This is a genomic window from Arthrobacter gyeryongensis, assembly GCF_039543785.1.
GTDB lineage: Bacteria > Actinomycetota > Actinomycetes > Actinomycetales > Micrococcaceae > Arthrobacter > Arthrobacter gyeryongensis.
The window spans coordinates 45,371-71,007 of sequence record NZ_BAABKK010000018.1 but is presented as its reverse complement, the minus strand read 5'-3'; the positions used below and the strand labels follow the sequence as shown (position 1 = coordinate 71,007).

At 61.8% G+C, this 25,637-nt stretch carries 20 protein-coding genes; 12 read left to right on the top strand and 8 right to left on the bottom strand.

Going from position 1 to position 25,637, the window contains the following annotated elements; genetic code table 11:
- Nucleotides 1–690: 690 nt before the first annotated feature.
- The 4 genes from ABEA18_RS14295 to ABEA18_RS14280 form a co-directional block, all read right to left on the bottom strand.
- Complete coding sequence (locus ABEA18_RS14295; RefSeq protein WP_345450062.1) at nt 691–1,053, bottom strand: hypothetical protein; 363 nt, start codon at nt 1,051–1,053, stop codon at nt 691–693.
- 2 nt (nt 1,054–1,055) lie between these two features.
- On the bottom strand, nt 1,056–3,248 hold the full coding sequence (locus ABEA18_RS14290) for a glycoside hydrolase domain-containing protein (protein ID WP_345450060.1): 2,193 nt from the start codon (nt 3,246–3,248) through the stop codon (nt 1,056–1,058).
- 369 nt (nt 3,249–3,617) lie between these two features.
- Nucleotides 3,618–5,342 carry a flavin monoamine oxidase family protein gene (locus ABEA18_RS14285; RefSeq protein WP_345450058.1) on the bottom strand — a complete coding sequence of 575 codons (1,725 nt, stop codon included), beginning with the start codon at nt 5,340–5,342 and terminating at the stop codon, nt 3,618–3,620.
- On the bottom strand, nt 5,339–6,769 hold the full coding sequence (locus ABEA18_RS14280) for an amino acid permease (protein ID WP_345450234.1): 1,431 nt from the start codon (nt 6,767–6,769) through the stop codon (nt 5,339–5,341). Before ABEA18_RS14280 ends, ABEA18_RS14285 begins: the two co-directional genes overlap by 4 nt.
- Nucleotides 6,770–6,988: 219 nt before the next feature.
- Here ABEA18_RS14280 and alr point away from each other — a divergent pair, with 219 nt between their 5' ends.
- The 6 genes from alr (at nt 6,989) to ABEA18_RS14250 (ending at nt 12,785) form a co-directional block, all read left to right on the top strand.
- Entirely contained in the window at nt 6,989–8,209 is a 1,221-nt protein-coding gene (gene alr, locus ABEA18_RS14275; protein WP_345450056.1) for an alanine racemase, read from the top strand.
- Nucleotides 8,199–9,806 carry a PucR family transcriptional regulator gene (locus tag ABEA18_RS14270; protein ID WP_345450054.1) on the top strand — a complete coding sequence of 536 codons (1,608 nt, stop codon included), beginning with the start codon at nt 8,199–8,201 and terminating at the stop codon, nt 9,804–9,806. The genes alr and ABEA18_RS14270 overlap by 11 nt, the downstream gene beginning before the upstream one ends.
- A gap of 222 nt (nt 9,807–10,028) precedes the next feature.
- Entirely contained in the window at nt 10,029–10,268 is a 240-nt protein-coding gene (locus ABEA18_RS14265) for a hypothetical protein (RefSeq protein ID WP_345450052.1), read from the top strand.
- A 20-nt stretch (nt 10,269–10,288) separates the two neighbouring features.
- Nucleotides 10,289–11,056 carry an ATP-binding cassette domain-containing protein gene (locus ABEA18_RS14260; protein ID WP_345450051.1) on the top strand — a complete coding sequence of 256 codons (768 nt, stop codon included), beginning with the start codon at nt 10,289–10,291 and terminating at the stop codon, nt 11,054–11,056.
- Complete coding sequence (locus tag ABEA18_RS14255) at nt 11,057–12,484, top strand: hypothetical protein (protein WP_345450050.1); 1,428 nt, start codon at nt 11,057–11,059, stop codon at nt 12,482–12,484.
- The gene (locus ABEA18_RS14250) at nt 12,468–12,785 is read left to right on the top strand and encodes a hypothetical protein (RefSeq protein WP_345450049.1); all 318 of its coding nucleotides are present in this window, start codon (nt 12,468–12,470) and stop codon (nt 12,783–12,785) included. The genes ABEA18_RS14255 and ABEA18_RS14250 overlap by 17 nt, the downstream gene beginning before the upstream one ends.
- A gap of 855 nt (nt 12,786–13,640) precedes the next feature.
- Here the strand turns inward: ABEA18_RS14250 and ABEA18_RS14245 are convergent.
- Nucleotides 13,641–14,450 carry a nitrilase-related carbon-nitrogen hydrolase gene (locus tag ABEA18_RS14245; RefSeq protein WP_425550531.1) on the bottom strand — a complete coding sequence of 270 codons (810 nt, stop codon included), beginning with the start codon at nt 14,448–14,450 and terminating at the stop codon, nt 13,641–13,643.
- A 240-nt stretch (nt 14,451–14,690) separates the two neighbouring features.
- On the opposite strand from ABEA18_RS14245, the gene ABEA18_RS14240 reads away from it, so the two are divergent.
- The 6 genes from ABEA18_RS14240 to ABEA18_RS14215 all read left to right on the top strand — a co-directional run bounded on the left by ABEA18_RS14240 (nt 14,691) and on the right by ABEA18_RS14215 (nt 22,369).
- Entirely contained in the window at nt 14,691–15,881 is a 1,191-nt protein-coding gene (locus tag ABEA18_RS14240) for an ROK family transcriptional regulator (protein ID WP_345450046.1), read from the top strand.
- A 138-nt stretch (nt 15,882–16,019) separates the two neighbouring features.
- The gene (gene mmsA / locus ABEA18_RS14235) at nt 16,020–17,576 is read left to right on the top strand and encodes a multiple monosaccharide ABC transporter ATP-binding protein (RefSeq protein WP_284992025.1); all 1,557 of its coding nucleotides are present in this window, start codon (nt 16,020–16,022) and stop codon (nt 17,574–17,576) included.
- Nucleotides 17,577–17,620: 44 nt separating this feature from the next.
- Entirely contained in the window at nt 17,621–18,889 is a 1,269-nt protein-coding gene (gene mmsB, locus ABEA18_RS14230) for a multiple monosaccharide ABC transporter permease (RefSeq protein ID WP_345450043.1), read from the top strand.
- 51 nt (nt 18,890–18,940) lie between these two features.
- Entirely contained in the window at nt 18,941–20,041 is a 1,101-nt protein-coding gene (locus ABEA18_RS14225) for a substrate-binding domain-containing protein (protein ID WP_345450042.1), read from the top strand.
- A 199-nt stretch (nt 20,042–20,240) separates the two neighbouring features.
- A complete protein-coding gene (locus tag ABEA18_RS14220) occupies nt 20,241–21,665 on the top strand; it encodes an ABC transporter permease (protein WP_345450041.1) in 1,425 nt (474 codons plus the stop codon).
- A 2-nt stretch (nt 21,666–21,667) separates the two neighbouring features.
- Nucleotides 21,668–22,369 (top strand): ABC transporter ATP-binding protein, encoded by a 702-nt coding sequence (locus ABEA18_RS14215; RefSeq protein WP_345450040.1) that lies wholly within the window; start codon nt 21,668–21,670, stop codon nt 22,367–22,369.
- A gap of 104 nt (nt 22,370–22,473) precedes the next feature.
- Here ABEA18_RS14215 and ABEA18_RS14210 read toward each other — a convergent pair whose 3' ends face one another.
- The 3 genes from ABEA18_RS14210 to ABEA18_RS14200 are packed head-to-tail and all read right to left on the bottom strand — an operon-like array spanning nt 22,474 to nt 25,543.
- Nucleotides 22,474–23,655, bottom strand: a complete 1,182-nt coding sequence (locus ABEA18_RS14210) for an ABC transporter permease (RefSeq protein WP_345450039.1) — start codon at nt 23,653–23,655, stop codon at nt 22,474–22,476.
- Entirely contained in the window at nt 23,652–24,440 is a 789-nt protein-coding gene (locus ABEA18_RS14205; protein WP_345450038.1) for an ABC transporter ATP-binding protein, read from the bottom strand. Before ABEA18_RS14205 ends, ABEA18_RS14210 begins: the two co-directional genes overlap by 4 nt.
- Before the next feature lie 2 nt (nt 24,441–24,442).
- Nucleotides 24,443–25,543 (bottom strand): efflux RND transporter periplasmic adaptor subunit, encoded by a 1,101-nt coding sequence (locus tag ABEA18_RS14200; RefSeq protein WP_345450037.1) that lies wholly within the window; start codon nt 25,541–25,543, stop codon nt 24,443–24,445.
- Nucleotides 25,544–25,637 lie beyond the last annotated feature (94 nt).

The window sequence follows — 25,637 nt, the reverse complement described above, 5'->3', positions numbered from 1 at the left end:
GTCCCTGCGCCCTGCCCGGATTCATCGTTCCACTGCCGAATTCTGGTCCCAAGAGCTGCAAGGTCTTTGTCACGGGGGCCCTTGACGAGCTCGAACAGAGATTCATCGGGGTTATCTGAGTCTCCACCCCACGCCACGACCCCAGCACACTCCGCTAACAGGCTTCTGATGGTTCGAAGCTCCGAGCCGAATAGATTGCCTCGGCTTCCGAATGGGAAAGAACCCGGCAAGATCTGAATAGCCGTGCCTGATGCCAAGTTCGTAGAAACACCCGCCGCGATCTCTGACAACGGTCGGAAGCCAACCACGTCCCCTTTACCTAGCGGCCGGACCTCATAGTTGAAGCGGCGAGCGACGTAAATCAGGATCGCTTCGGGATCTCCGGCACGGACCGACACTGATGCGGCACTTCCGGGCACAGGACGCGCCCAAACTCCTTCGTCCGTATCGGATGATTGTGCCGTTCGCCAGCCGTTGTTGCTTCGTTTCGGTTGCTTCCCTGAAGGTGCCCGAACAACATGCGTGGCTTTGGCGACGGCTGGGGATGCCGTGACGATTGCACCGCCCGCGACGACTATTGCTCCCCCCAATACAGCGCCGAGAAGGGAGCGGCGGCCGACTTTTCGACTTGGAGTCTTCACGGGATTGGACCTTTCACGACGCGAATTGGTTGACCAACGGCTTGGAAAGTCAACCGAGATTGGTCTCGGTGAGGACAAGAAAGACAAACAGGGCAATTGCTGGCAGAAGGAGTGTTCCCAACCCCGCTGACCATGACTTAAGGTTCTTGAGTTGCCTTAGCTTCAGCAGCACGACAGCATCGGCGAGAAGAAACACCACAGTGATGAGAACGAAGAAGAAAATGCAAATGCTGAGATTCGTGTCGTCCTGACCGTAGCGGGCATCCGGGTATCCGCCATTTTCCAGGATCAAGTGCGCGGCGTTCAGTGAAGCTAGTGCCAACCATGGGAAGCCCAGCAGATTCAGGAAAACGACGGCCGCAAGCGAACCGGGCTCCCCCGCGCCGAGCGATGCGGGCTGGGCTTTTGTCATGCTCACCTATTCCTCGAGAGGCCGTTGTACTTCTCAAACACCCGGTAGAGGCCTATGAGTTCTCCCCCGTAGCGCTGGGCGTCTGGACCTGTTCCGTTGTAGCGGGCCAGAGTCGTCTGATACTCGCTTTCGGGGTTTCCCCTGCCCAGAAACACGTCCTGATCGACGGCTCCATGGATCAGGACCTGGGCGGCGGTTTGCACATTGAAGTTGTCGTCCTGGAGTTTCTGCCACATCGTCCACACATCGGGCTTATTATTGGGATCCATGATTGTGCCCGGCATCATTCCTTGGCTGATGCAGTAGTTTTGCGCCCGGATGGCAGTCCTCGCGAAGATTTGTCCCAGACCGGTGCTTGAATCATCGTTACCGCGCCCGAGGAGTCCTGCGTAGTAGAGCCGCACTCCCTCGTCCGCCACCGTGTCGAGGTGCGTGTACTTGCGGTACTCCCACAACAGGGGACATTGGACCAACGATTTAGGCACTCGGAACTGACCCGCAGCCTGGGTGATTTGCGCATCGAAACGAAAGATCATCTCGACCGCCTCAGTGTTAGACCGCAGCGTGGTCAGAGGCTCGCCTTCGTATTCAAGGCCCTTCTCCGGAACCCCGATCGACTCGAGATATGACTTGATGTCGGCCATCAATGCCCCTTGTAGCTGAGCATCAAGGAGGACGTCCACCACCTGAGTTTCCTTCGGCGGATTGAATGAATTCTGTCCCACATCGCGTCCCGACGCGATGTTTTTGTCGATTTCGATTCTTCCGGCGCCCGTCCCGACAGTGATGGTTGATATCTGGTCGAAGGCCCAATCTTCCGGCAGCGGATATCCTAGGTTGCCCGAGAACCCGGTGGACATGTCACACACAAAACTGGCTGTGGAAAGCCCTTCCCCCGCCACACGGGAACACACGTTGCGAGGACCATAGATACCGATCTTGTAGCCTGCGGCGTTGAAGTCCATCGTGGACGTGATCCCTCGGAAGTGAGGGATGATGTTTTCGGTAACTTCATAATCGAGGGCGTCGAAATCAACGGCGAAGTAAACAGTCGTGCCGGGCTTGAACCCGTAGAAGCGGAGTCTTTCGATGGCCGCCAGTGCATCTGCTTGCCCCTGTCCGGCATTGAAGTATGCCGCCGCACCGCCCCAGGTTTGGTAGATGGGGAAGACGCGCATGCCGCTTGACTGGATGGTCGCGAGTTCGCCGGGCTCGATCTGTTTGTTCCAAGTAGAGCGGGGAGCATTAGACAGGTAACGGCCAACGATCTGATATCCCGCCGCCATCAGAGCCGAAGCCCGTGCAGGAGTGATCGTGGTGATGCAGTCGGCAGCCGTTCCTCTCCGGGTGACATCGCCGGTGGAAACCAAAAGCGACGCCCATGTTTGAAAGTCGCCTTTTCCCGTGACGGGCAATTTGGCGAAGCCTTGAAAATCGGACACCAGCGCAGACAATTGAGCGGTAAACACATCCACAAACGCGGTTCCGGCACGTCCATTGAAGATCATGGCGGCGCTAAACAGCCGAACCCAGATTCCCGTGGAGCCAACCGTCAACGTGTTATTGCGAATCCCTGATTGTGTGCCTGGTCCAAAGAATCCGTTGGCCACATTGTCGCTCATGCCTATCTGGTACTGAATGGCAAACATAAGCGCCTTCTGCACATTCCGTGAGAAGAAACCGTCGCACGGGACGATGAAGAATTCACGACGCCCGATGTACGCTGCATTCAGCCATTGTTGGGCAGAACGGACAGCGCGGCCTCCTCCTGGCAGCAGAACGTATGGATCCATGGTCAGAAGGGCCTTGAACACTTTCGGTGTGATGCCATCGCCAGGGAAGGCCGCTTGGACTCCCATGTCCAGTTTCAGCTTTCGGACGGCGTCCTTGACCCGCTGATTGTAGATTCCGTCGATTTCTCCGCCATCGTAACCCTTGCAATACAGAGCCGATTGGATGATCTTATTAATGCGCCCAGCGCCAGGAGTGGCCCCGTCGATATTTGGCATTTTGGATTGAAGAGTCGCCAACGTCGTTGGGCCAAAGCTGTCCGACAGCGCGGTGATACCAAGCTCGAATTGCAGCGCGCGGGTCAGGGCGAACATGACCGCCCAGCTCGTTCGCCCGTTCTCCTCCACTTTTGGAATACCTGCGGAGTTGTAGGTATTGATAAATTTCTGGGCACGGATCACCATTACGTCTGCCATTATTCCCCAAAATTGGCTTCGTTTTCGTAAAAGGTCGTGAATCGCCACCGCCCTCAAACATTGCTGGGCCGGTTCTAGAACCGCCGTCGACAGCAAGTCGACGCCATGATGAGTCCACCCCTCGCCTAACGTTCACAAAAGGATTAGACGGGCAATTTTGATGATTTTGTAAATGATAGCTCACTATCTCTACCCGGTCAAACCGACTCTTGACGGATGCCTCCAGGCGTGGATGTCCGGGATACAGGCCGGGGCGTGGACTGCGGAAGAGCAACGCCAAAAAATACGAGGCCCGCTCTGCGTCCTTGGATCAGGTTTAGGAACGCAGAGTGGCCTTCGCGAACGCAGCAGCGGTAGTCAGTCCAGGCTGATCGGCCCCAGTTCGTCCAACAGGTCACCGGGACCGGGGTTGCCTGCCACGGATGAACCGCCAAGATGGTTCACCACACCCCACACAGCGTTGAGCCCCGTGGTGACGGCGCCTTCGGCCCAGCCTGCGGTGAACGAGACGTCGTCGCCCGCCAGGAAGATGCCCCGTTGGCTCTCCGGCAGCTTGTCCTGCTTGAAGTGCGTGAACAAGCGCTGCTGGTAGCGGTAGTGGCCGGGCAGGTTGGCCTTGAAGGCACCCATGAAGTTGGGGTCGGCCTCCCAGGAAACGGTGATGGGCTGGCCAACGATGTGGCTCGCAATGTCCACGCCCGGATAGATCTGCTCGAGCGAGTGCAGCATGAGCTTGACGCGTTCCTCGGCGCTGAGCGAGAGCCACTTCAGGGCGTCGTCGTTCCACGTGTAGGAAAGCAGGATGACGGCAGGCTTGTCCGGGCCGTCGTCGAGCAGGTAGGTTGCCCGGTTGAGCCGGTCGGTCAGGGTCATGGACAACACTTCGCGGCCCGTTTCGGGGTCGGTGTCCTTCCAGAACGGCCGGTCCACCATCACGAAGGTCTTGGACGACTGCATGTAGTGCGAGCGCTCGATCGCTGTCCACAGTTCCGAGGGGAACAACGCTTCCTGGGTGTGGATGCGCGTGGACAGCAGCCAGGACTGGCACGTGGTCACGACGGCGGGGTAGCCGGTTTCGCGGCCCCAGCGTTCGCGCACCAGGAGATCGCCGTTCTCTCCGCGCTCAATGCGGTCCACGGCTCCGCGAGGGGAACCGGAATGCAACGATGCCAGCGAGGTGCCCTCTGGCCAGTGAGCCATGCCCGACGGCGCGTGGTGCCACAGTGCCTCGGGGAGCCGTTGCGCGCCCCCGGTGATGAGCCGGTGCTGGTCGTCGGCATCGGTGTAGACGACGCGCAGGATTTCGAGGATGGAGTTGGGGAAGTCGGTGTCCCAACCGCCGGTACCGAAACCTACTTGCCCGAAGGCCTCGCGGTGCGCGAATCCGGCCTCCTTGAAGGACGTGCTTGCGGCGATGAAGCCGTAGAAGGTCTGCTCATCCAGGAGCGGGAGTAGCGCGTTCCACAGCTCCTTGATGCGTTTGGTGTCGCGGGCCCGGATCGCCTCCTGCATTTCCTGGAACGCAGCGCCGTCATTCACGGCGGCCTTCCACGCTGTGGCGACTTCGTGGAAGAACTCCGGCAGCTCAGCGGAGGTGGCGGCGTAGTGCTTCTGCCCGGCCAGCTCGATCACGGTGCTTGATGTTGCAGGCGCAAGGGGGTTGGGGAATTCCTGGGTGTCCAGGCCGAGGAGATCCACGTAGTGGTAGAACGCCTTGCCTGACACGGGGAATCGCATGCCGCCGAGGTCTGCCACCACTCCGGGAGCCGAGGGGAAGCTCGCGGTGCGAAGCCGCCCGCCGATCTGGTCGGCCTCGTAGACCACGGGGCGCAGCCCGAGCTTCATGAGCTCGTATGCTGTGACGAGTCCCGACAGGCCGGCACCGATCACCGCGACTTCCGTGCCGTACAGCTCCGGCGGAACAACCGCCAGGCCGTCGGGGTGGGCCAGGTAGTGGTCGTAGCTGAACGGGAAGTCCGGGTTCAGCATGGTGATGGGAGCGTCGGCCGGCGTTGCTTGGGAATTTCCGGCATCCCCTGGGCGGGGTGTGGGTTCCGTGGGCAATTCGGTGGCGATGGTCATGAAAGTTCTGCCTTCACAGTTTCCGGGTCGGCGACCCTTGCGGATAGTTCACGGTATTCCTGTTCGGTCAGGGCCGCTACCTTGGAGTTCCGGCGTCCGTAGCCGAAGTAGAGGGCGATCCCCACAAGCATCCAGCCGCCGAATACCACCCAGGTGTCGGCACCCAGGTTGGCCATGAGGTAGGCGCACATCAGCGTGCCGATAACAGGGGTGATCGGGTAGAGCGGCACGCGGAAGCTGCGCTTGAGCTCCGGACGGTTGCGCCTCAGGTAGATGACGGCGACGTTGACCAGCGCGAAGGCGAAGAGGGTACCGATGCTCGTGGCGTCCGCGAGCGCGCCGAGCGGGACGAGCCCCGCGGTGAGTGCGACGGCGGTGCCCACGATGAGCGTTCCGGCCACCGGGGTGCCGGTCCGCGGGGAGATCTTGCCGAAAACCTCCGGGACCAGTCCGTCGCGGGACATGGAGAGCAGGATCCGGGTCTGGCCATAGAGGACGGTCAGCACGATGCTGGCGATGGCCAGCACGGCTCCGATGGAGAAGACGAGCGCGATCCAGGGCTGGTGCGTGGTTTCCTCAAGAATCTGCACCAGGGCGGCCTCGGTGCCGCCGAACCATTCCCAGGGGCGGGCGCCGATGGCGGCCACGGCGACCAGGACGTAGATGCTGGTCACGATCACCATGGAGAGCAGGATGGCGCGGGGAAGGTCGCGCTTGGGGTTGCGGGCTTCTTCACCGGCAGTGGACGCGGCGTCAAAGCCTATGTACGAGAAGAACACCCGGGATGCGGCGGCCGAGACGCCTGCTGCGCCCATGGGCATGAGCGGTTCGAAGTTCCCGGCGTTGAACGCGGTGAACGCAACGGCGCAAAAGAACAGCAGGATGACAATCTTGATGCTCACGATCGCGGTGTTGATCCAGGCGCTTTCCTTGGCGCCTCGCACCAGCAGGATCATCGCGAGGACCACAATCAGCATGGCCGGGATGTTGACCACGCCACCGCTGCCCGGTGGCTGGGACATCGAGTCCGGCAGGAACTGTCCGAACGCGGCGAGGGTTTCGTTCACGTATTGCCCTGCGCCGACGGCCACGGCAGCCACGGAGACCGCGTATTCGAGGACGAGGCACCAACCGCAGATCCAAGCCATGCCCTCGCCCATCGTGGCGTAGGAGTAGGAGTAGCTGGATCCGGCAACGGGCACGAGGCCCGCCATTTCGGCGTAGGACACTGCGGAGAACAGGGCGGCCAGGCCCGCGACCACAAAGGAAATCCAGACTGCTGGGCCGGCCAGCGGCACGGATTCACCCAGGATCACCAGGATGCCGGTGCCCAAGGTCGCGCCGACACTGATCATCGTCAGTTGGAGGACACCGAAGCTGCGGACGAGCGGCGTACCGCTTTCGCTGCTTCCGGCTTCGCTGACCATCTGCCCGATCGGCTTGCGGCGCAGGAGCTGCGAACCGAGTCCCGGGCGGCGGGCGGCATTGCCGGCACCTGTATTCGTGGCGTGCGTTGGCTTGGTCTGGGTGGAGGTAGGCACAGTCACCGTTGACGTCCCTTCAGAGTAGTTGGCGGTTTCCCCTGACAACCGTAAGCCTGTGAGCCAGCTCTCACGGCGGTGCAAAATGACCTATAGTGATCAACCATGAGACGTATTGCACAATCAGAAACGACGCCGGAAGCGGCGCTTTCCGGGCAGGTCAGCGTTGATCTGTCTGCGATTTCAGACAACATCAAAGCACTCAAGAAGCGCACCGCAGCGCCGCATTTCATGGCCGTCGTCAAGGGGAACGGCTACGGTCACGGCCTCGTGGATGTGGCCCGGACGGCGGTGGCGGCAGGAGCTGATTGGCTGGGAACCGCCCAGTTGAGCGAAGCTATATCACTTCGCCAGGCGGGCATCACCGTGCCGGTCCTGTCGTGGCTGTATCTGGCATCCCAGACCAGCGCGACCATCCGCGAGGCACTCGAGTACGACGTCGACGTTTCGCTTGGGAGCGTCGGTCAACTTGAGGTCCTGGCCGGGATCGCGAGGCAATTGGGCCGCCCCGCCGTCGTGCACCTGGAGCTGGACAGCGGCCTCAGCCGCGGCGGTGCGCGCAAGGAAGACTGGCCCGAGCTCGTGGCCCGGGCACGCAAGGCGGAGCAGGACGGCACGGCGCTTGTCCGCGGCATCTGGACTCACTTGGCCTGGGCCGATGTACCCGCCCACCCTGGCAACGCCGCAGCCGTGGCGGAGTTCGAAGACGCCGTTCGCGAAGCCCGGGCTGCCGGCCTGGACCCGCAGCTGCGGCACGTGTCGAGCTCGGCGAATATCCTGGACCGGCCCGAATTCCATTTCGATATGGTCCGCGCCGGACTGGCGATCTACGGACTCGCCCCGGCGGACCATCTGGATCCCGCCGACTTCGGACTGCGCCCCGCCTTGAGCGTCACCGCGCCGCTCGTCATGGTGAAGAAAGTCCCGGCGGGGACTGGCGTCAGTTACGAACACCAGGCCATCACGCATGAGCCGCGCTACCTCGGACTCATCCCCTTGGGCTACGCCGACGGCATCCCCAAGGGCATCAGCGGCCGGAGCCTGGTCCAGATCGCCGGCCGGAAAGTCCCTGTGATCGGCAAGGTGTGCATGGACCAGTTCATGGTGGACCTCGGCCCGGATGCGTCCGGAATCGAGGTCGGTGACACGGCGGTCCTGTTCGGCGATCCGGCTGGAGGGGCTGCGAGCGCCGACGATTGGGGCGCCGCCATCGGAAGCCACGGGGACGAGATCATCAACCGGATCGCGCCGCGGCTCCCCCGCGTGTACGAGTCCAGCGCCTACGAGTGCCCCGATTACCAGGAGGCACCGAGCGATGTCGCCTGAGCCGACCCACGGCCGCCTCAGTTTCGTCACGCTTGAGCAGTTCCTGAAGCAGCTGCCGCCCGAGTTGGAGATACTCCACGACGGCGGCAGCGGCGGGGAGTTGTTGCGCTGGGTTGAACCCAGCGAACTGGACGATCCCACCCCCTACCTGCCGGAGGGGGAATTCCTGCTGACCGCGGGACTCCCTTTCCTGGGTGATGGCGGGTCCAGGGAAAACGTCGATGCGTACGTGAAGCGGCTGGTGGGGGCCAAGGTGGCGGCGCTGGGGTTCGGGATCAGGCCGTATTTCGACGCCGTCCCGGCCGAGCTGCTCCAGGCGTGCCGACGGCACCAGCTCACCTTGATTGAGATCCCGGAGTCCATCCCGTTCGCCGCGATCGGGCTTGAGTTCTCCCAGCTCCTGGAATCGGATAATGCGAAGGTCTTCCGCCAGCTCGCGGAGACCAACAGGCAACTCATGCGGGCAGTCCTCTCCCCTCGGCCGGAACACGAGCTGCTCGCCGCTTTGGTCCAGAAGGTACCCGTCTGGGCCCTTCTCGTCGGAGCGGACGGGCGTGTACGTGCGCGCGCCCACGCAGCCGGCGGCAGCACCGGCGTCGAGCATTCACTGCTGGAGCCCATGCTGGAACGGCTCCTTTCGGGAAGCGGGCCGCGGGTTGAAGTTGACGGCTTTGAGCAGCCGGGATCGGCGATGGTTTTCGGCCACCCGCTGCGGAGCACCAAGGACGCCAACCTGGGCGCCCTGATCCTGGGCTCGGACGCTGCGCTGACACCCGCCCAGAACAGCGTGGTGCAGTCGGTGGTGGGGCTGCTGGAATTGCTCGTCCGCCAACGGACCAGCGGCTCGCTCGCGCCGAGCCAATTGGCCACGGCATTGTTGCTGCACCCTGAAAGCCTTGCCAGCGGCGGAACCCGGCACGTCAACGGGCTGAAGGACCTCCTCGCCCAGAGCCTTTCTTCCACGCGATCCGCTCCCCTGCGCGTGATCCAAGGCATCAAGGTGGACTCCCCCGAATGGCCAGCCGGCGACAGCCCGGTGCGCGAGCTTTTGCAGTGGCGGCGCCTTTTCGACACCAAACTGGTGGAAATCACCGATTACGGGTTCGCTGCGATCACTCGTTTGAAGGTGGACGACGCACTCCTGGCGGACATCGAAAAGCTGGGCTGGCGGCTCGTCATCGGAGACCCGACGGAACTGACAGGCCTCGCCGCAGCACACCAGCGCGTGACCTCGCTCCGTTCACGGGTCCAGTCCAGCGGACGGAGCGCCCGCGTCGACGAGGTGACCTGGTCCGTCACCGGACTCCTGGGGCGCGAGGCCGGGTCCATGCTGGCCGCGAGGCTCCTTGAGCCGGTGCTTTCCTTGGAAGCCGATAGGCGCGATCCCCTCTTGGCGGTCCTCCGGGGATGGCTGAGCGAAAACGGCAGCTGGGACGCCTCCGCAAAGCTGCTGGGGTTGCACCGCAACAGCGTGCGCCGCCAGATCGGCCTGCTCGCCGAACTGCTCGACGCCGACCTGAACCAGGCCCAAGTGCGCGCGGAACTTTGGATCGCGCTCCAGTACACGGACGGGTTGGTGGGCGGAGGGGAAGCTTAGTCTTCGGCACTCCCGGGCAGCCGTGCTGTCTACGTGTTGTGCAGCTTAAACACGTAGACGGGGCCGCAGGCACACTGAGAAACGCCGATTTTGCACGTATTTTGGCCGGTTCCACCACTTAATTCCGCCGTTTGACCACTGAGACGGGGTTTTCTGGGCCTAGCATTCGACAGCCGGCTACACGGCGTCCGCCAGTAGCTCAAATCAAAGTGGAGGAACGAAATGCTCACTACGACCGCATTGAATGCAAGCAGCACGATGGCAGCGGCACGCACCAAGATTGACGAAATGATTGTTCGTTACGATGGCTGGTTTCTGGTGTTTCTCGCCGTCCTGATGGCGCTTGCTTTTGTATTGCTCGCAGCGATGGCCATCTGGTGCTTGACGCAGGGACGAGGCCGGTTCACTGGCAACTGGAGTTGGAGCCAATGGGGCGTCTCTGTGTTCGTTGAATGCAGGTAACCAGGTGCAAGCCAACCGTCGTGGTGGCACTGACAAGCTGCCACCACGACAAGAGCATCGGAATTCGCCTCATGACTCTCAGCGTTGCCAACGTCAACTACGCCTACAATTCCAGAACCCAAGTGCTTAATGATGTTTCGTTCACGATCGCAGAGGACCAGATCATGGGCCTCATTGGTCCCAACGGGTCCGGGAAGTCCACTCTGATAAAGGTCATCCTGGATCTGCTCCAACTTCAAAGCGGCCGCATCCGCATCGGGTCTGAAAGCAGTCAGAGCCGCAGCGCCAAGATGTCTTCGATCTACCTGTCCAGCAATGATTACCTCCCTGAGTTCCTCACAGGCGAGGAATATCTGCGCTTTATGCACGGCCTCTACCGAGAACCCATGGATCACGCGGCACTGAGGACTCAATTCGTCAGGTACTCCATGCGCGACAGGCACCGCGATTTGATCGAAGACTACTCGCACGGCATGAGGAAGAAATTGCAACTCATCGCCGCGTTCATGCTCCGACGAAGGTTTACCGTCATCGATGAAACCCTCAATGGCGTCGACATCGATGCCATCAACCTCTTCGAACGGGACATCCGGAAACTTGCCACAGAAGGCCGGTCAGTTCTGCTGTGCAGTCATGACTTCAGCATGTTGGAACACGTCGCTGACGAGCTGGCTCTTCTCATCCAAGGGGCCCTAGTGGTTCAGGCTCCGGTCCGGAAAATTATCCAAGATCATGGCACGATAGCTGACCTTGCCAGCGAATTCATTCAAGCAATGGAACCATCATAAATGCGCCTCAAGAGCGTTGTCCTGCTGTTTCGACTGTTCTGGCTCTTCATCGTGAGACGCGTCCTGGGACGAGGACTGCTGGCCAGCCCGGCTGCTCGGCTTTCTGCCATTTTCCTACTCGTTGTCGCGTTCGCCGGATTCAACGCGTTGAGCTATGTGGTCATCCGCCAGTATCTCGGTGGAACCGGTCTACTTGATCCTGTTCTTCAAGTAGCCAACGCATCCGTCGGATTCTGGGTACTTATTGCGTACACACTAATCCGGGTGCTGTTTATGAAGGCCGATGAGCTTCTAAAGCTCTCCTTCAATCTGCCGGTGACCAACAAGGAAAGGACCATGGCATTTGCGCTCTTTGAGTCGTCCCTCGTCCTCCTCGTGACTGTGTTCATTTTCGGTGCTTTCTCCATTTCAACCGTGCTGATCGAGGGGACGGATTACATTCCGAGGGTTCTGGCGTCGATCTGGTTCCCCGCTATTTCAACGTACCTGCTTCTGAGCCTCGGCTACTATCTGCTTGAACGTGCTCTACAGGCCCTCAGGATAGCTCGACTTCGTGGCCTGATAGTCCCGATGGTGCTTGCTTTCGGGCTGGCGGTCGCCTTTCCTCAAACCAACGAGCAGGGCAATCAGATCACCGAAAGCTACGTCAACGGGCGGGACTACTTCGCGCCTGCTTTACTCTACGCAAAACTACAGGAAGACGTCGGGCTCTGGTTTTCCACTTTAGTTCTGCTTGCGACATCAGCAGCACTAATTCCAGCAATAGTGGCGGTCGCACCCAGGAACTACGTCCCAATGCCTCGCTTCTTCGCCTTCCTGCCTTCATGGTTGGCAGGGCGGAAGTTCGGCGTTTACATTCTGGTCTTGTTTCGGAGTTTCGAAACAATGGTGGCCGTCTCTTTTGTCATCGTCTATTCAGTCTTTACCTGGATCGAACACTTGGTGTTGCCGCCCTACGCGCTTGCCCTCATAACGTTTCAGGGAGTCTATGCATTTTCAAACTCGGAGCCCCTGCGACGCATGGTCACCTATCCGGGCAGCACCGTCGCGAACTACATACGCATCATAGGCTCGCAAGGCGTCCTCCTGATAACTGTGGGCATTCCAGTCATCGCAATTTCCTTGGCACAGGGAGTTGCCATCGAAGCGTGCCTGCCCGTGGCGGGATTCTGCTTGAGCAACGTTCTCATATCAACCTTGGTTGGCATCGCTTTCCCTCCCGAGAAAGGAAACCCATTCACTGTCATCATCGGGGTCCTGCTCACGGTGATAGTCGTCATGATTGTGGCTCTTGGCTTGAACGTCTTTAACTTTGATCCATTGATCAGCGCGGGAATATTCACCGCGCTTAACATGCTCGTCGTCTTTTACAGCATCCTGGGTATGCGAAGAATGGAAAGGATTGCACGCCATGAAGTGGTTGCTTAGATTCATCGTCGGGCTGACAGTCTCTTTTGTTGTCACCATGATCGTCGTCGTCGCAAGTTTCATCACCACGATGTTCTCGGCGTCGGAATTAGGAGTCAGGAAATTTGGCCTGTTCGGCGCACTCTTCTTCGAGCCCCATGCAAAGCCCGACGGGGCGACCGCATTGGAAATCGGGGTGTCGAACGGCACACCCATCGCTTTTGTCTTCGCGGCATCGCTGGTCTTTTATGTTGCCGTTGCATCCGTCCTGGAACGCCTAAAGCTCCACAAGAAGCGACTCCTGCAAGCGGACCAGGATTGACCGTTCGAAAGTTCGCCCTCCGGGATGTGACTGCCGGGCTGATAGCCAAGCAACTCATATGGTCATGTAGATTGCCTTTTGCCGCCGCGGCCCTCGGCTTCACAGCGTGCACCTTACTGGCCGCCATGACCACTGACCCGATACTTTTCCAGGCTGGCCTGTGGCTTCTTGTGCATGTGCTTTGCCTGCTGTGCGGTTTTCTGGTGCATGAGTGGTCTCACGTTGCGGGCATGAGGCTGTTTCACGGGATTTCCGACGTCGTAGTATCTTCCGGCGCCCTTCACTTCTCCGTCGTTCCCGTCGGGCGTCTCTACGGGTGGCAGATTGCAATCGTGGCGATACTCGGTCCGGGTGCTTCATGCTTGGTGGGGGCGCTTGTTGCACTGCTGGCACCCGGTTCATTCCTGCCGTACTGGTTCCTGTTGCATGCAGTCTTCCTTCTGCCATTCTTTGGCGATGGACGCAGCCTCATTCTCGAAGTCCGGAAGTGGGCTCGGCCGATTAGCTTACGCGCGCCCGGGGTCAACTGCTGATCCGGATCCTTTCGATCGCCGCCGGAAACTGCTATGCCAAAAGCCCAACAGGACCGCCAGAGCTAGCAGACCGAGAAATACCCAGATGGGCTGGCCCGTTACCGCGGCAAGAAAAGGGCCTCCGATCATGCCCGCGACAACAGCGACAGCCCACACAGTGAATAAAATGCGTCGTTCACGTTTGAGCGAAATTTTCATGATGCGATCCGTCCGGGACAGGGTTCACGACGTGACACAGGCGGGACGATCCCCACGTCGCCCCTCCTACGGTAGCTGCGATCAGCGGCAATCGATACACGACTTTCAATTTTGTTATGGACCCTCAACCTTCTGGAGCAGAACCTTCCCACTCGCGGTACAGCTCCGGGCGGCGTTCGCGCAGGTAGGGCACCTGTTCCCGGGCTGCCTTGACGCTTTCCGTGGAGATCTCGGCGAACAGCAATGCCGCACCGTCCCCGGCGGCAGCGAGCAATGAGCCGTCCGGACCCGCGACCACACTCCCGCCGAGGAAATCACAGCCGTCCTCGTGGCCACTGTGGTTCGCGTAGGCCACGTTGAGCTGGCTTTCCAGCGCCCGGGCGCGGATCAGGACTTGCGGTACCGTGTCGAAGCCCGCGGACAGGGCTGTGGGAACCAGCAGAAGCTCAGCGCCCCGCATGGCCGCAGCGCGGACAGTTTCGGGAAACTCGACGTCGTAGCAAATCAGCAGCGATGTCCTGACCCCGTTGAAGTCCACGATGCCGGGAGCTGCTCGGGCGGCGGAGAACGCCTTTCGCTCCTCCCCGCCGAAGAGGTGCACTTTGTCGTACTCCAGGAGCACGGCTCCGTGTGCGTCCAGAAGCGTAGCCGAGATATGCCAGCCGCCATCGACAGCCGGCGAGGGAAGGCTGTAGACCAGTCCGATTCCGTGGGTTCGGGCGATGTCCGCAAGACGTTCCCGGATGTTTGGAAGCGTCGCGAAATCCAGCTCGGCGTGGAGCCTCAGCGGCGCATAGCCTACCGGGAAGAGCTCGGGCGTCAGCAACAAGGAGGCCCCCGCCGCGGCAGCGCGCTGCGCCGCCGAATCGACCGTCTTTAAATTGGCGTCGATGTCCAGGACAACAGCGTTGGCCTGCAGAACGGACAGCAGCATCATTACCACCTCGATAGCACCTTGCATCCCCCGTCGGGCGTTCATGGGAGACACGCCCGGGATTACTCGTGATTCCAGCCTAGCCAGCCACAGGCTTGCCAACCGGGACAAAAGGACCTGCGGGGAGCCCGCAGGGGATGGTTCGTACAAAACTGGGGCATAGTTCATGATGACGATGCAAGTTCACTCCGTTGCGTTAACTTCTTGACTGCAACTGTGATTTGAGGCACGCTTCTTGTCATGCCCGCAACATCCAGCTCGACGAAGAGCCATCGCAAAAACCCCGGCTCGCAGTCAGCGCTGCGCCACCTGAACCAGCAGCGGCTCATCGAGTGCCTGCTGAGCGGCCCATCCACCCAGGCCGAACTCGCCAGGCAGACCGGGCTTTCCACGGCAACGGTGTCGAACATCGTCAAGATCATGCAGGACGCAGGGCTTGTCTCCACCGAGCCGATCACGAGCTCCGGACGCCGGGCACTGAACGTCAGGCTCAACAGCAACGGCGCAGTGGCCGTCGGGATCGATTTTGGCCGGCGCCACCTGCGGGTGGTCCTGGCCTCGCTGGGCTATCACATCATCATTGAGGAAACGGTCACACTACCCCTTGGCCACCACGCCGAACAGGGCATCAGCGCCGCAGTCGCGCTCCTCAACAAACTCCTGCTCGAAAGCGGGGTTGACCGAAGCGCGGTAGTTGGCGCGGGCGCCGGCATAGCGGGCCCCATCGACCGCCGTTCCGGGACCGTGGCGCAGGGGGCCATCCTGCCCGAATGGGTGGGGATCCAGATTCTCGAACGACTGGAGGAAGCCCTCGATCTTCCTGTATACGTTGACAACGACGCCAATCTGGGCGCCCTCTCCGAGGTCACCTGGGGACCCCACAGCGGGATCAGCAACCTCATGTTCCTCAAGATCGGTTCCGGCATTGGAGCGGGTCTCATCATCAATGGCGCGCCCTACTACGGGGCGGTGGGAATCACGGGAGAAATCGGCCATGCAACCATCCACGAATACGGCGCCATCTGCCGCTGCGGCAACCGGGGCTGCCTGGAAACGATGGCTTCCACCACCACCATGATCGAGCTGCTCGGGAAGGGCTCGGGGCTGCACCTCGAGCCCGAGGATATTGTCCGCAACGCCCTGGCGAGGGATCCGGCGACCCTTCGCGTGGTGGACGACGCGGGGCTCGCGGTGGGGCGGGCGCTGGGCAATGTGGCGAATCTCATAAACCCCGAAGTCATCGTGGTGGGCGGCCCCCTGGCCGGCCTCGGCGACATCCTCCTGGACCCGATCAGGCGCGGTCTCGTCCGCCATGCAGTGCCCGTAATCGGCGAGACAACGCACTTGGCGATGTCTTCGCTCGGCGCCCGGGCGGAGGCCCTCGGGGCGGCCGCTTTGGTGTTCCAGCACGCCGGAATCAAGCAGTCCTAAACATTTCGTTACCACGCTGTTATCGCCGTCTTGCGTTAAAGTCTTGACGACAAGCGGTGTGATCCAGTTTACTTTCTCATCAGATAGGCTCGCCATCCCCGAGCCGACAACGACGTCAAACATTGGAGGCGCAAGGGTATGTCGACCCCCATTACGCACCAGGATCCGGTTCTCCTCGAGATGCGGTCCATCACCAAGGAATTCCCCGGCGTGAAGGCGCTCTCGGACGTTAGCCTCCGGGTCAAGGTGGGCGAAATCCACGCGATCTGCGGTGAAAACGGTGCAGGCAAGTCCACGTTGATGAAGGTGCTCTCCGGGGTTTACCCCTACGGCAGCTACGACGGCGACATCGTGTACCAGGCGGAAGTCCAGCAGTTCAAGGACATCCGGGCCAGCGAACACGCGGGAATCGTGATCATCCACCAGGAATTGGCGCTGATTCCCGAGCTGTCCATCATGGAAAACATCTTCCTCGGCAACGAACCCGTCCGTCGTGGCATCATCGATTGGGCCGAGGCACGCAAGCGCTCAATCGAACTGCTCGCACGGGTTGGCTTGCGCGAGGACCCGGATACCCCGATCAAGGAAATCGGCGTCGGCAAGCAGCAGCTGGTGGAAATCGCCAAGGCGCTGAACAAGTCCGTCAAGCTGCTCATCCTCGACGAGCCCACTGCGGCCCTCAACGAATCGGACTCCCAGCACTTGCTGGACCTGATCCTTGGCCTCAAGGGCCGGGGCATCACGTCCATCATCATTTCCCACAAGCTCAATGAGATCGAGCAGATCGCGGACGAGATCACCATCATCCGCGATGGCAAGTCCATCGAGACGCTCAACGTCGTGGAAGACGGCGTCGACGAGGACCGGATCATCAAGGGCATGGTCGGGCGGACGCTCGAGTCCCGCTTCCCGGACCACACGCCGAAAATCGGCGAGGTGTTCTTCGAAGTCAAGGATTGGACGGTCGGGCATCCCCAGATCCAGGACCGCCTGGTCTGCAAGAACTCCAGCTTCCATGTGCGCCGCGGTGAAATCGTCGGCTTTGCCGGCCTGATGGGTGCCGGCCGCACCGAGCTCGCCCGCTCCGTCTTCGGCCACTCCTACGGCCGGTTCATCTCGGGGCAGGTGTACAAGGACGGCAAGCCGATCACCATGCGCAGCGTCCGCCAGGCGATCGACGCCGGTCTCGGCTACGTCACGGAAGACCGCAAGAGCCTGGGACTGAACCTCCTGGACGACATCAAGACAACAACGGTGTCAGCCAACTTGAAGAAGATCAGCCGGGGAATTGTCGTGGACACCAACAAGGAATTCATGGTGGCTGAGCAATACCGGAAGTCGCTGCGCACCAAGACCCCCTCGGTGGAGGAAGGCGTGTCGAAGCTCTCCGGCGGAAACCAGCAAAAGGTGGTTCTCGCCAAATGGATGTTCACCGATCCGGACCTTCTCATCCTGGATGAACCCACCCGCGGAATCGATGTCGGAGCCAAGTACGAGATCTACGGAATCATCCAGCAGCTGGCCAACCAAGGGAAGGGCGTGATTGTGATCTCCTCCGAACTTCCCGAGCTGCTGGGCCTCTCCGACCGTATCTACACCATCTTCGAGGGCTCCATCACTGGCGTACTCAACAAGGACGAAGCCAGCCAGGAAAGCCTCATGAAGCTCATGACATCCAGCCGCAAAGCTGCCTGACCCCGGTCACCTCCAGAACCACACGGACACAAGGACCCAAAACAATGAACGCGCTCAAGAAGCTATTCGGTGGCAACACCCGCCAATTCGGCATGATCTTCGCCCTGGTTGCACTCGTCATCTTCTTCCAGATCTTCACCTCGGGCCGTACTCTCACCCCGGGCAACGTCATCAACCTCTTCAACGGCAACTCCTACATCCTGATCCTGGCCATCGGCATGGTCCTGGTCATCATCGCCGGCCACATCGACCTTTCCGTAGGTTCGGTAGCGGCCTTTGTCGGTATCTCGGTGGCCCTCGCCATCAGGGACTGGCACCTGCCCTGGTACGTAGCAGTCCTGTTCGGGCTCCTGCTCGGCGCCCTGATCGGAGCCTGGCAAGGATTCTGGACGGCATACGTCGGGATTCCGGCATTCATCGTGACCCTTGCGGGAATGCTGCTGTTCCGCGGTTTCAACCAGTTCGTCGGCAAGTCCAACACCGTTCCGGTCCCGGAAGACTTCCAGTACCTGGGCTCCGGGTACCTGCCCGAGATAGGGCCGAAGACGGGGTATAACAACCTGACAATCCTGCTGGGCCTTATCGCCGTCGCATTCGTGATTGTCAGTGCGATTCGTTCCCGCCGCACCGCCCAGGCACTGGGCGCCGAAGTACAAGAAGGCTGGGTGATGGTCACCAAGCTCGTGCTCATCAATGCAGCCATCCTCTACGCCACGTACCTGTTCGCGACTGGCCGCCCCGGCACCTCATTCCCCATCCCGGGCCTCATCTTGGCCGTGCTGGTCCTGATCTACGGTTTCATTTCCGCCAAGACGGTCATCGGCCGCCACATCTACGCAGTCGGCGGCAACCGCCACGCGGCCGAGCTCTCAGGAGTTCAGTCCAAGAAGGTCAATTTCATGGTCATGATGAACATGTCCATCCTTGCCGGCCTCGCCGGCATGATCTTCGTGGGCCGCTCCACCGCTTCGGGTCCGTTCGATGGCGTCGGCTGGGAACTGGATGCGATCGCTGCGGTATTCATCGGTGGCGCAGCGGTCACCGGCGGCGTGGGCACCGTGATCGGCTCCATCGTTGGTGGCCTCGTCATGGCTGTCCTCAACAACGGCCTCCAACTGCTCGGCGTCGGCGCGGACCTCACCCAGATCATCAAGGGCCTGGTGCTGCTGGCAGCCGTTGCCTTCGACGTCTACAACAAGACCCAAGGCAAGAAATCGATCATCGGAATGATGATGAAGAACTTCGGCCGGAGCAGCGAAAACGCCCCGGACGAGACGACCTCAACCAAGGAAGTCATCTCCAAGGAAGCCTGACCGGCTTCAAGACGGATTGTTCCATCCACAACAAAGAAAGCGAACCAAGATATGCGAATGTTTGGTAAAGCAGGAAAGGCAGCAGCAGTAGCTGCGATCGCGGCACTGGCGCTGACGGCCTGCGGCCGTACGGACAGCGGCACCTCCGGTGGTTCATCCAGCGGCAGCGAGGCATTCCCCAAGGGTTCCTCGATCGGCGTCGCGCTCCCCCAGAAGACCAGTGAGAACTGGGTCTTGGCGGAGAAGCTCTTCAACGACGGGCTCACGAGCGCAGGTTTCAAGCCGGATGTGCAGTTCGCCAACGGTGGCGTTTCGGAGCAGCAGAACCAGATCAGCGCGATGATCACCAAGGGCGACAAGCTCATCATCGTCGGTGCCATCGACGGCGCGCAGCTGGGCACGCAGCTCAAGCAGGCCAAGGACGCCGGCGCTACGGTCATTGCATATGACCGCCTGCTCCTGAACACCTCCAACGTGGACTACTACGTGGCCTACGACAACTTCAAGGTCGGCGTGCTGCAGGGCCAGGCCCTGCTGGACGGACTCAAGGCCAAGAAGCCGAGCGGCCCGTACAACATCGAGTTGTTTGCAGGTTCCCCCGACGACGCCAACGCGAAGGTCTTCTTCGACGGCGCCATGAGCATCCTGCAGCCGAAGATCGATGATGGAACCCTCAAGGTCGTGTCCGGCCAGAAGTCGTTCGAACAGGCCGTCACCCAGGGCTGGAAGGCAGAGAACGCCCAGAAGCGCATGGATACCCTGCTCGCAGGCACCTACACCAGCGCTTCGCTGGACGGCGTACTTTCCCCGAACGACACCCTGGCCCGCGCCATCCTGACCTCGGTCAAGGCCGCCGGCAAGCCGCTTCCGGTCGTGACCGGCCAGGACTCCGAAGTTGAGTCGGTCAAGTCCATCCTTGCCGGTGAGCAGTACTCCACCATCAACAAGGACACCCGCAAGCTCGTTGAGCACGCCATCACCATGGTCCAGGACGTCCAGTCCGGCAAGACCCCGGAGATCAACGACACCAAGTCCTACAACAACGGAGTCAAGACCGTGCCGGCATACCTGCTGCCTCCGGTCATCGTGACTCTCGCCAACGTGAAGACGGCTTACGTGGACGATCCGATCCTCGGACCGATCACCAAGTAACAGGTCTCATCCAGGCACCAACGACGGCGGCCATCCCCACTCGAGGGGGTGGCCGCCGTCGTCGTCTCCGGTTCCATCCGCCGTCGCGCAACTCTTCACAGGCCCCGCATAGCTTAAGCAGCACAGCCGCACAGCCGCCGTGAGCACTGTTAGGTGAGCAGGCGCGCCGCTGGGGCGGGCCAGGTCCAGAAGGAGAATCGTGAGCGTCCTCGCCCGGAGTGTAGGCAATGCCTTCCGCAACAAGATAAGAACCGCGGCTGTCGTGGCAGTGCTGGCCGTCGCGATCGGGCTGGCGCTGGCCATGCTCGTGGCCAACCAAGCCGTTGGCGGCAAAGTCCAGGAGCTCAACGCCTCCGTGGGCACGGTCCTGACCGTGAACCCAGCCGGCGCGCAGGGCTTCGACGGCGGTGGCGAGCCTCTCACCACGGCCCAGACCGCGACGGCGGCAGCCGTACCAAACGTCGTCTCCGTGGTGGGCACCAAGGCGCTGCGGCTCGAGACCGCAACGGCCTCCACCTCAACCACCGGCACCACGACGCAACAAGCGGGACCGGGCGGCGGTCCCGGCGGCGGCACGAGCGTCACCACGAACCTCCAGGCAGCCATCGACGCCGGCACGCTCGGCAACCGCAACAACACCAGCGGCAGCACCGGATCGGGAAACACGGCAACAGGCAGCACCGGAACCGCGCCGGCGTTCTCGCTGCCCATCACGGCCACAGGCATCGGCGCCGAGGTCGACACCGCCGGCAAGGCCTTGAACATCACCAGCGGCACGGGCCTGGGCGACTACACGGTGGCCAGCACCAAGGCCCTCGTCGGAACCACTCTCGCGACAAAGAACAACCTCAAGGCCGGCTCGACGTTCACCATCGCCGGCAAGACGTTCACGGTGGCAGGCATCTTCGACGCCGGCACCACTTTCGGCAACAACGCCGTGTACACGACACTCGCCGAAGCCCAGGCCCTCGCCGCAACACCCGGCGAGCTCTCCAGCATGGTGGTCACCGTCAACAGCATGGCGAACGTGGACGCTGCCAAGACGGCGCTTCAAGCCGCCCTCGGCTCCGGCAAGGCCGACGTCACCCAGGGCCAGCGAAACCTCGAAACCGCGCTCAGTTCCCTGGATAGCGTCAAGAACATTTCACTCGTGGCCTTCATCGCGGCCCTCGGCACGGCAGGCCTCATCATTCTGCTCATCATGGTCATGCTGGTCCGCGAGCGCCGCCGCGAGATCGGAGTCCTGAAGGCCATCGGCGCCCGCAACCGCACCATCGGTTTGCAGTTCGTGCTCGAAGCCCTCGTCCTCGTGGCGCTCGGCAGCGTCGTTGGCGCTGCCATCGCATCCTTCGCCAGCGGCGGCATCGCATCGGCACTGATCAGTTCCAACAGCTCGACGGCGGCCACGAGCCAGCGCGGCCCCGGCGGCGGAGGCTTCGGCGGTCCCGGTGGAAACCCGTTCGGCGGAGCCTCCCAGCTGCTCACCTCGGTCACGGCGAGCGCCTCCCCCGGCGTCATTGCCGCCGGCGTTGCCGCGGTCTTCGGCGTCGCCGTCGTAGGCGCCCTGGTACCAGCGCTGCTCACAGCCCGCATCCGCCCCATCGAAGTCCTCCGAGGAGAATAGCCATGATTGAAGTCAAAGACCTGGTCCGCCAGTTCAAATCCGGCGACCGCACCATCAAGCCCGTCAACGGCGTGAGCTTCGAGCTCGAAAAGGGAACCCTCGCCTCGATCGTGGGAAAGAGCGGCAGCGGAAAGAGCACCCTGCTCTCCCTGCTCGGCGCCTTGGACAAGCCCACCAGCGGGGACGTCGTAGTGGACGGGGTCAGCCTGGCCGGGCTGCCCGCCGGCAAACTCACCGAATACCGGCGCCGGGACATCGGCTTCGTTTTCCAGCAGTTCAACCTCATCCCCAACCTCTCGGCAGTGGACAACGTGATGCTGCCCATGGAGTTCGCCGGAATGCGGAAGGCTGCGCGCTTGGAGCGGGCGCGGTCTCTCCTGGAGCAGGTGCAGCTGGATCCGGAGAAACAATCCCGGCGTATCAACAGGCTCTCGGGCGGAGAGCAGCAGCGGGTTGCCATTGCCCGGGCGCTGGCCAACGAGCCCAAGCTCATCCTGGCCGACGAGCCCACCGGCAACCTGGATGAGCAGACCGGTGAGCACATCATCGAACTGCTCAGTTCTTTGAGCCGGAACCACAACACCACCATTCTGGTGGTAACGCATGACCGCAGCCTGGCGCAGAAGACCGAGCGGCGCTTCAGGCTGCAACAGGGCAAACTGAGCGAGGAAACGGCGCGTCCGCGGGTAGCAGCCGGGGCCTGATCGCTTTCCAGAGCTAGCGGACGGGAGGGCCGGGAACCGCGAGGTTCCCGGCCCTCTTACCGGGCCGCCCGGGCGGCCGAGCCCTGCCCTTTAGACTGGGCCCTTTAGAAGCGAATCGCGTCAATAACCTTGACGCGCACGGCCACAAGGGCCGGGATGGCGCCGGCCAACGCGCCCACCAGTACGGCAGCTCCGAAACCGAGCATGGCCGCTTCTATGGGGAAGGGCGGGTACTGACTGAGGGCTGGCGCAACCTTTGACTGGATCCAGGGGTGTTTGACCACCGCCACCGCCACCATGACGCCGGCCAGCCCGGCCACTGCTGTCGCCACGACGGACTCCATCATCACGCCCAGGAAGATGCGCCCCGAGGTCGCTCCGAAACTCCTTCTGATACCGATTTCCCGCACCCGGTAGCGGACCGTGACCATTGAGATGTTCAACATCCCTACCGCGCCCAACAAGAGGACCAGGCCTGCAATACCGCCCACGACCAGTTGCACCGGGGCCAGGGGATCTCCCTGTGCGGCAAAGTCCATCCGCTGCGCCATGATGTTTGTGTCGGGGAGCTGTTGCGCCAAATCGGCCTGGATGGCTGCCGAGAGCATTTCTGCTTGCCCGTCCTGCACCCATACCTTGAACTGCCCACCGAGCTGGTTGACTCCCATTTTCTTGGCGGCGCCCGACAGTATGTATGCCGCTGGGGGTGCATCCGGCCAAGTGTCCCGCACGACGCCGATAATCACTGCATTCGATTCCTGCTCGCCTGCGGTCTTGATGCCGGGTTGCAAGGCAAGGTCGGGCCTGCCAGCCGCGTTGTAGAACGCTTCAGTGACGACGACGGCGGGGGCCAGCCGCTGGTCGTCGTCGCTGGCAAACCAGGACCCTTGCCGTAACTCCAGACGGTGAATGACCCCATATCCAGGGTCCACCACCATCAATTGAACCGACTGGACACCGCGAGGGAACTGGAACGGCTGCTCGGCATGGCCCTCGTGCGAGGAGAAGGCAATACCGTAACGGTCAACGATGGACTGATACGCCGCATCCAGACGCGCTGGATCTGGCTGGGTTGGACCATTGACCCTTAGTGCGAGCGTCGCTGAACGTCCCCCTGTGCGCTCGGACGAGGCTTTGAACCCTTCGCGTGCAAGATTGCCGACGCCTACCACGGACGTGAGCGCCGCGACGGACAAGGCTACGCCCAGCAAAGCCAGCAGGATCCGGACTCTGTTGATCCGCAGTTCCTGCCAGGCTTCCACCATCGCTGACATGAAACCGATCATCGATCGACCTCCGACGATGTGGGCCCCAACGGCGCTGAACCCGAAGCAGCCAGTGCCGACAACGCCGGTTCCGACAAAGCGATCCCGGAGTTCGACTCGCCGTCAAGGGGATGCAGAACCCCCGAGTCCAGACGGAAGCGCGACCGTGCCAGTGCAGCCACATTGCTGTCGTGGGTGATGGTCACGAGTGCCGCGGCGGACTCCGTGGCCACCTGGTCCAGAAGCGCCATGACCGATTGCCCGGTCTCTACATCGAGCGCGCCCGTGGGTTCGTCGGCAAGGATCAGACGGGGCCGCCGGACCAAGGCCCGCGCGATGGCAACCCTCTGCTGCTCACCACCCGAGAGCATGTTCGGCATGGTCTGGGCACGGCCGGCAAGTCCCACACGGTCCAGCATGTCCATGGCCAGTTCACGGCGTCGCAGGAAATCGCGGCCGCGGGCGTAGAGGAGCGGCGTGATGACATTGTCCAGTGCGCTCCGGCCCGGGAGCAGGTTGAATTGCTGGAACACGAAGCCCACTGTGGAGCCTCGAAGCCGTGCACGCGCGTTGCCACCGATTCTTAGCACAGGCGTGCCAAGAAACAGGATTTCGCCGGACGTGGGCACGTCCAGGAGACCCAGGAGGTTCAGCAACGTTGACTTCCCGCAGCCCGAGCGGCCGATGATTGCGGTGTGGTCGCCGGCGGAAATCTCAAGGTCGATCCCGCGGAGGATATGAAGCTTCTGATCGTCAGGCAGCACCACCGTGCGCGTGACACCGCGCAAACTCACGAGGCTTTCCATGCCTAGCCTCCCGCCGGACCGTAGGGTACCCCGCCTGGCCCGTAACCTTGTTGGGAAGGAGCGGCCGGGGCGCCGGGAACAAATTCAAGCACCCGTTCCCCTTCGGCGAGGCCCGACAGCACCTCCACCTTGTCACCGTCGTTGAGACCCAGCTTCACAGGCCGTTGTTCCGGTGCTTTGCCCTCGGCAGCCGCGCCGGCCATCCAAACAATGCCTTCTTTGACACTGCCCTTCACCGAAGTCAGGGGAACTGTCACCACGTCCTTGGCTTCGCCCGCACTCACCGTCATGGCTGCTCCCAATCCGGCGAAGACTTCCGTTCCGGCCGGCACAGGACAACTGATCGTCCCGGTGCTCGCGCTGTCACTTTGCGTTGCCCCACCCGGTCCAGCCGCGGCTAACGACAGTCCGCCAGCTGGCACGGCCATCCCCACGCCGCCGGTTCCGTTCGCGCCCGCGGTGGCTCCGGCGTCGTTGGCGTTGTTCTTCAGCGTCACGGCAGGGCAGGCGAACGGAGCCGGCCCGCCCACCAGGGAGATCTGCGCTGAGCCCGGCTTGGCAAGAAGCCGATACTGTTGGGCGGCGTTGACAGGGCCGGACACCGTGAAGGTCCCGGGATCGATCTTGCCCACAACTTCGCCCACACTTAACTGCTGGTCAAGCAGTGCAGTCAGTTCATTGAGCATGCCAGCGGCAGGGGCGAGCACGTCGGTGTACACGTACACGGGTTCTGACGTGGTCTTCTCCCCGGGCGTTGCGGCAGTGCTGGCATGCTTGGTCCGCTCGGATTTGACTTGGAAGAGCTGGTCCCCCTTGGCCACGGCAACGCCCGGCTCCACATAGAGGTGGACAACAGTTCCCGCCGCTGTGCTGCGGACACCGACAACGGGGTCGCTCTGAACGGTGGCTTTGATCTGCACGGTATTGGTGACCGTTGCGCGCGCCGCGGGCACAACAGGCGTCTCCACCCTGGCCATCGGGGCCGGCTCGGCACCCTGCGGCTTTAGCCCATCCACAAAGGCGATCTTCACCAAGGCCACGGCGATCACTGCAAAAACCAGCAGCCACGCCACAGGCAAAATGACGCGTCGAAAAACACCCATCCCTACTCCATTCGGTAACTCCCCACAGAACCTCTCTGCGAGGGATGATGACCATCAGCTTAGGCGATGGCTCCGACGAAGTTCAGATGGCTCG

Coding starts and splice junctions, on each gene's coding strand:
- mmsB (WP_345450043.1), top strand. CDS start 17,621: ATGAACGCGCTCAAGAAGCTATTCGGTGGCAACACCCGCCAATTCGGC.
- ABEA18_RS14285 (WP_345450058.1), bottom strand. CDS start 5,342: ATGACCATCGCCACCGAATTGCCCACGGAACCCACACCCCGCCCAGGG.
- ABEA18_RS14225 (WP_345450042.1), top strand. CDS start 18,941: ATGCGAATGTTTGGTAAAGCAGGAAAGGCAGCAGCAGTAGCTGCGATC.
- alr (WP_345450056.1), top strand. CDS start 6,989: ATGAGACGTATTGCACAATCAGAAACGACGCCGGAAGCGGCGCTTTCC.
- ABEA18_RS14245 (WP_425550531.1), bottom strand. CDS start 14,450: ATGCTGCTGTCCGTTCTGCAGGCCAACGCTGTTGTCCTGGACATCGAC.
- ABEA18_RS14255 (WP_345450050.1), top strand. CDS start 11,057: ATGCGCCTCAAGAGCGTTGTCCTGCTGTTTCGACTGTTCTGGCTCTTC.
- ABEA18_RS14205 (WP_345450038.1), bottom strand. CDS start 24,440: ATGGAAAGCCTCGTGAGTTTGCGCGGTGTCACGCGCACGGTGGTGCTG.
- ABEA18_RS14265 (WP_345450052.1), top strand. CDS start 10,029: ATGCTCACTACGACCGCATTGAATGCAAGCAGCACGATGGCAGCGGCA.
- ABEA18_RS14290 (WP_345450060.1), bottom strand. CDS start 3,248: ATGGTGATCCGTGCCCAGAAATTTATCAATACCTACAACTCCGCAGGT.
- ABEA18_RS14250 (WP_345450049.1), top strand. CDS start 12,468: ATGAAGTGGTTGCTTAGATTCATCGTCGGGCTGACAGTCTCTTTTGTT.
- ABEA18_RS14240 (WP_345450046.1), top strand. CDS start 14,691: ATGCCCGCAACATCCAGCTCGACGAAGAGCCATCGCAAAAACCCCGGC.
- ABEA18_RS14200 (WP_345450037.1), bottom strand. CDS start 25,543: ATGGGTGTTTTTCGACGCGTCATTTTGCCTGTGGCGTGGCTGCTGGTT.
- ABEA18_RS14270 (WP_345450054.1), top strand. CDS start 8,199: ATGTCGCCTGAGCCGACCCACGGCCGCCTCAGTTTCGTCACGCTTGAG.
- ABEA18_RS14215 (WP_345450040.1), top strand. CDS start 21,668: ATGATTGAAGTCAAAGACCTGGTCCGCCAGTTCAAATCCGGCGACCGC.
- mmsA (WP_284992025.1), top strand. CDS start 16,020: ATGTCGACCCCCATTACGCACCAGGATCCGGTTCTCCTCGAGATGCGG.
- ABEA18_RS14295 (WP_345450062.1), bottom strand. CDS start 1,053: ATGACAAAAGCCCAGCCCGCATCGCTCGGCGCGGGGGAGCCCGGTTCG.
- ABEA18_RS14210 (WP_345450039.1), bottom strand. CDS start 23,655: ATGATCGGTTTCATGTCAGCGATGGTGGAAGCCTGGCAGGAACTGCGG.
- ABEA18_RS14280 (WP_345450234.1), bottom strand. CDS start 6,769: ATGGTCAGCGAAGCCGGAAGCAGCGAAAGCGGTACGCCGCTCGTCCGC.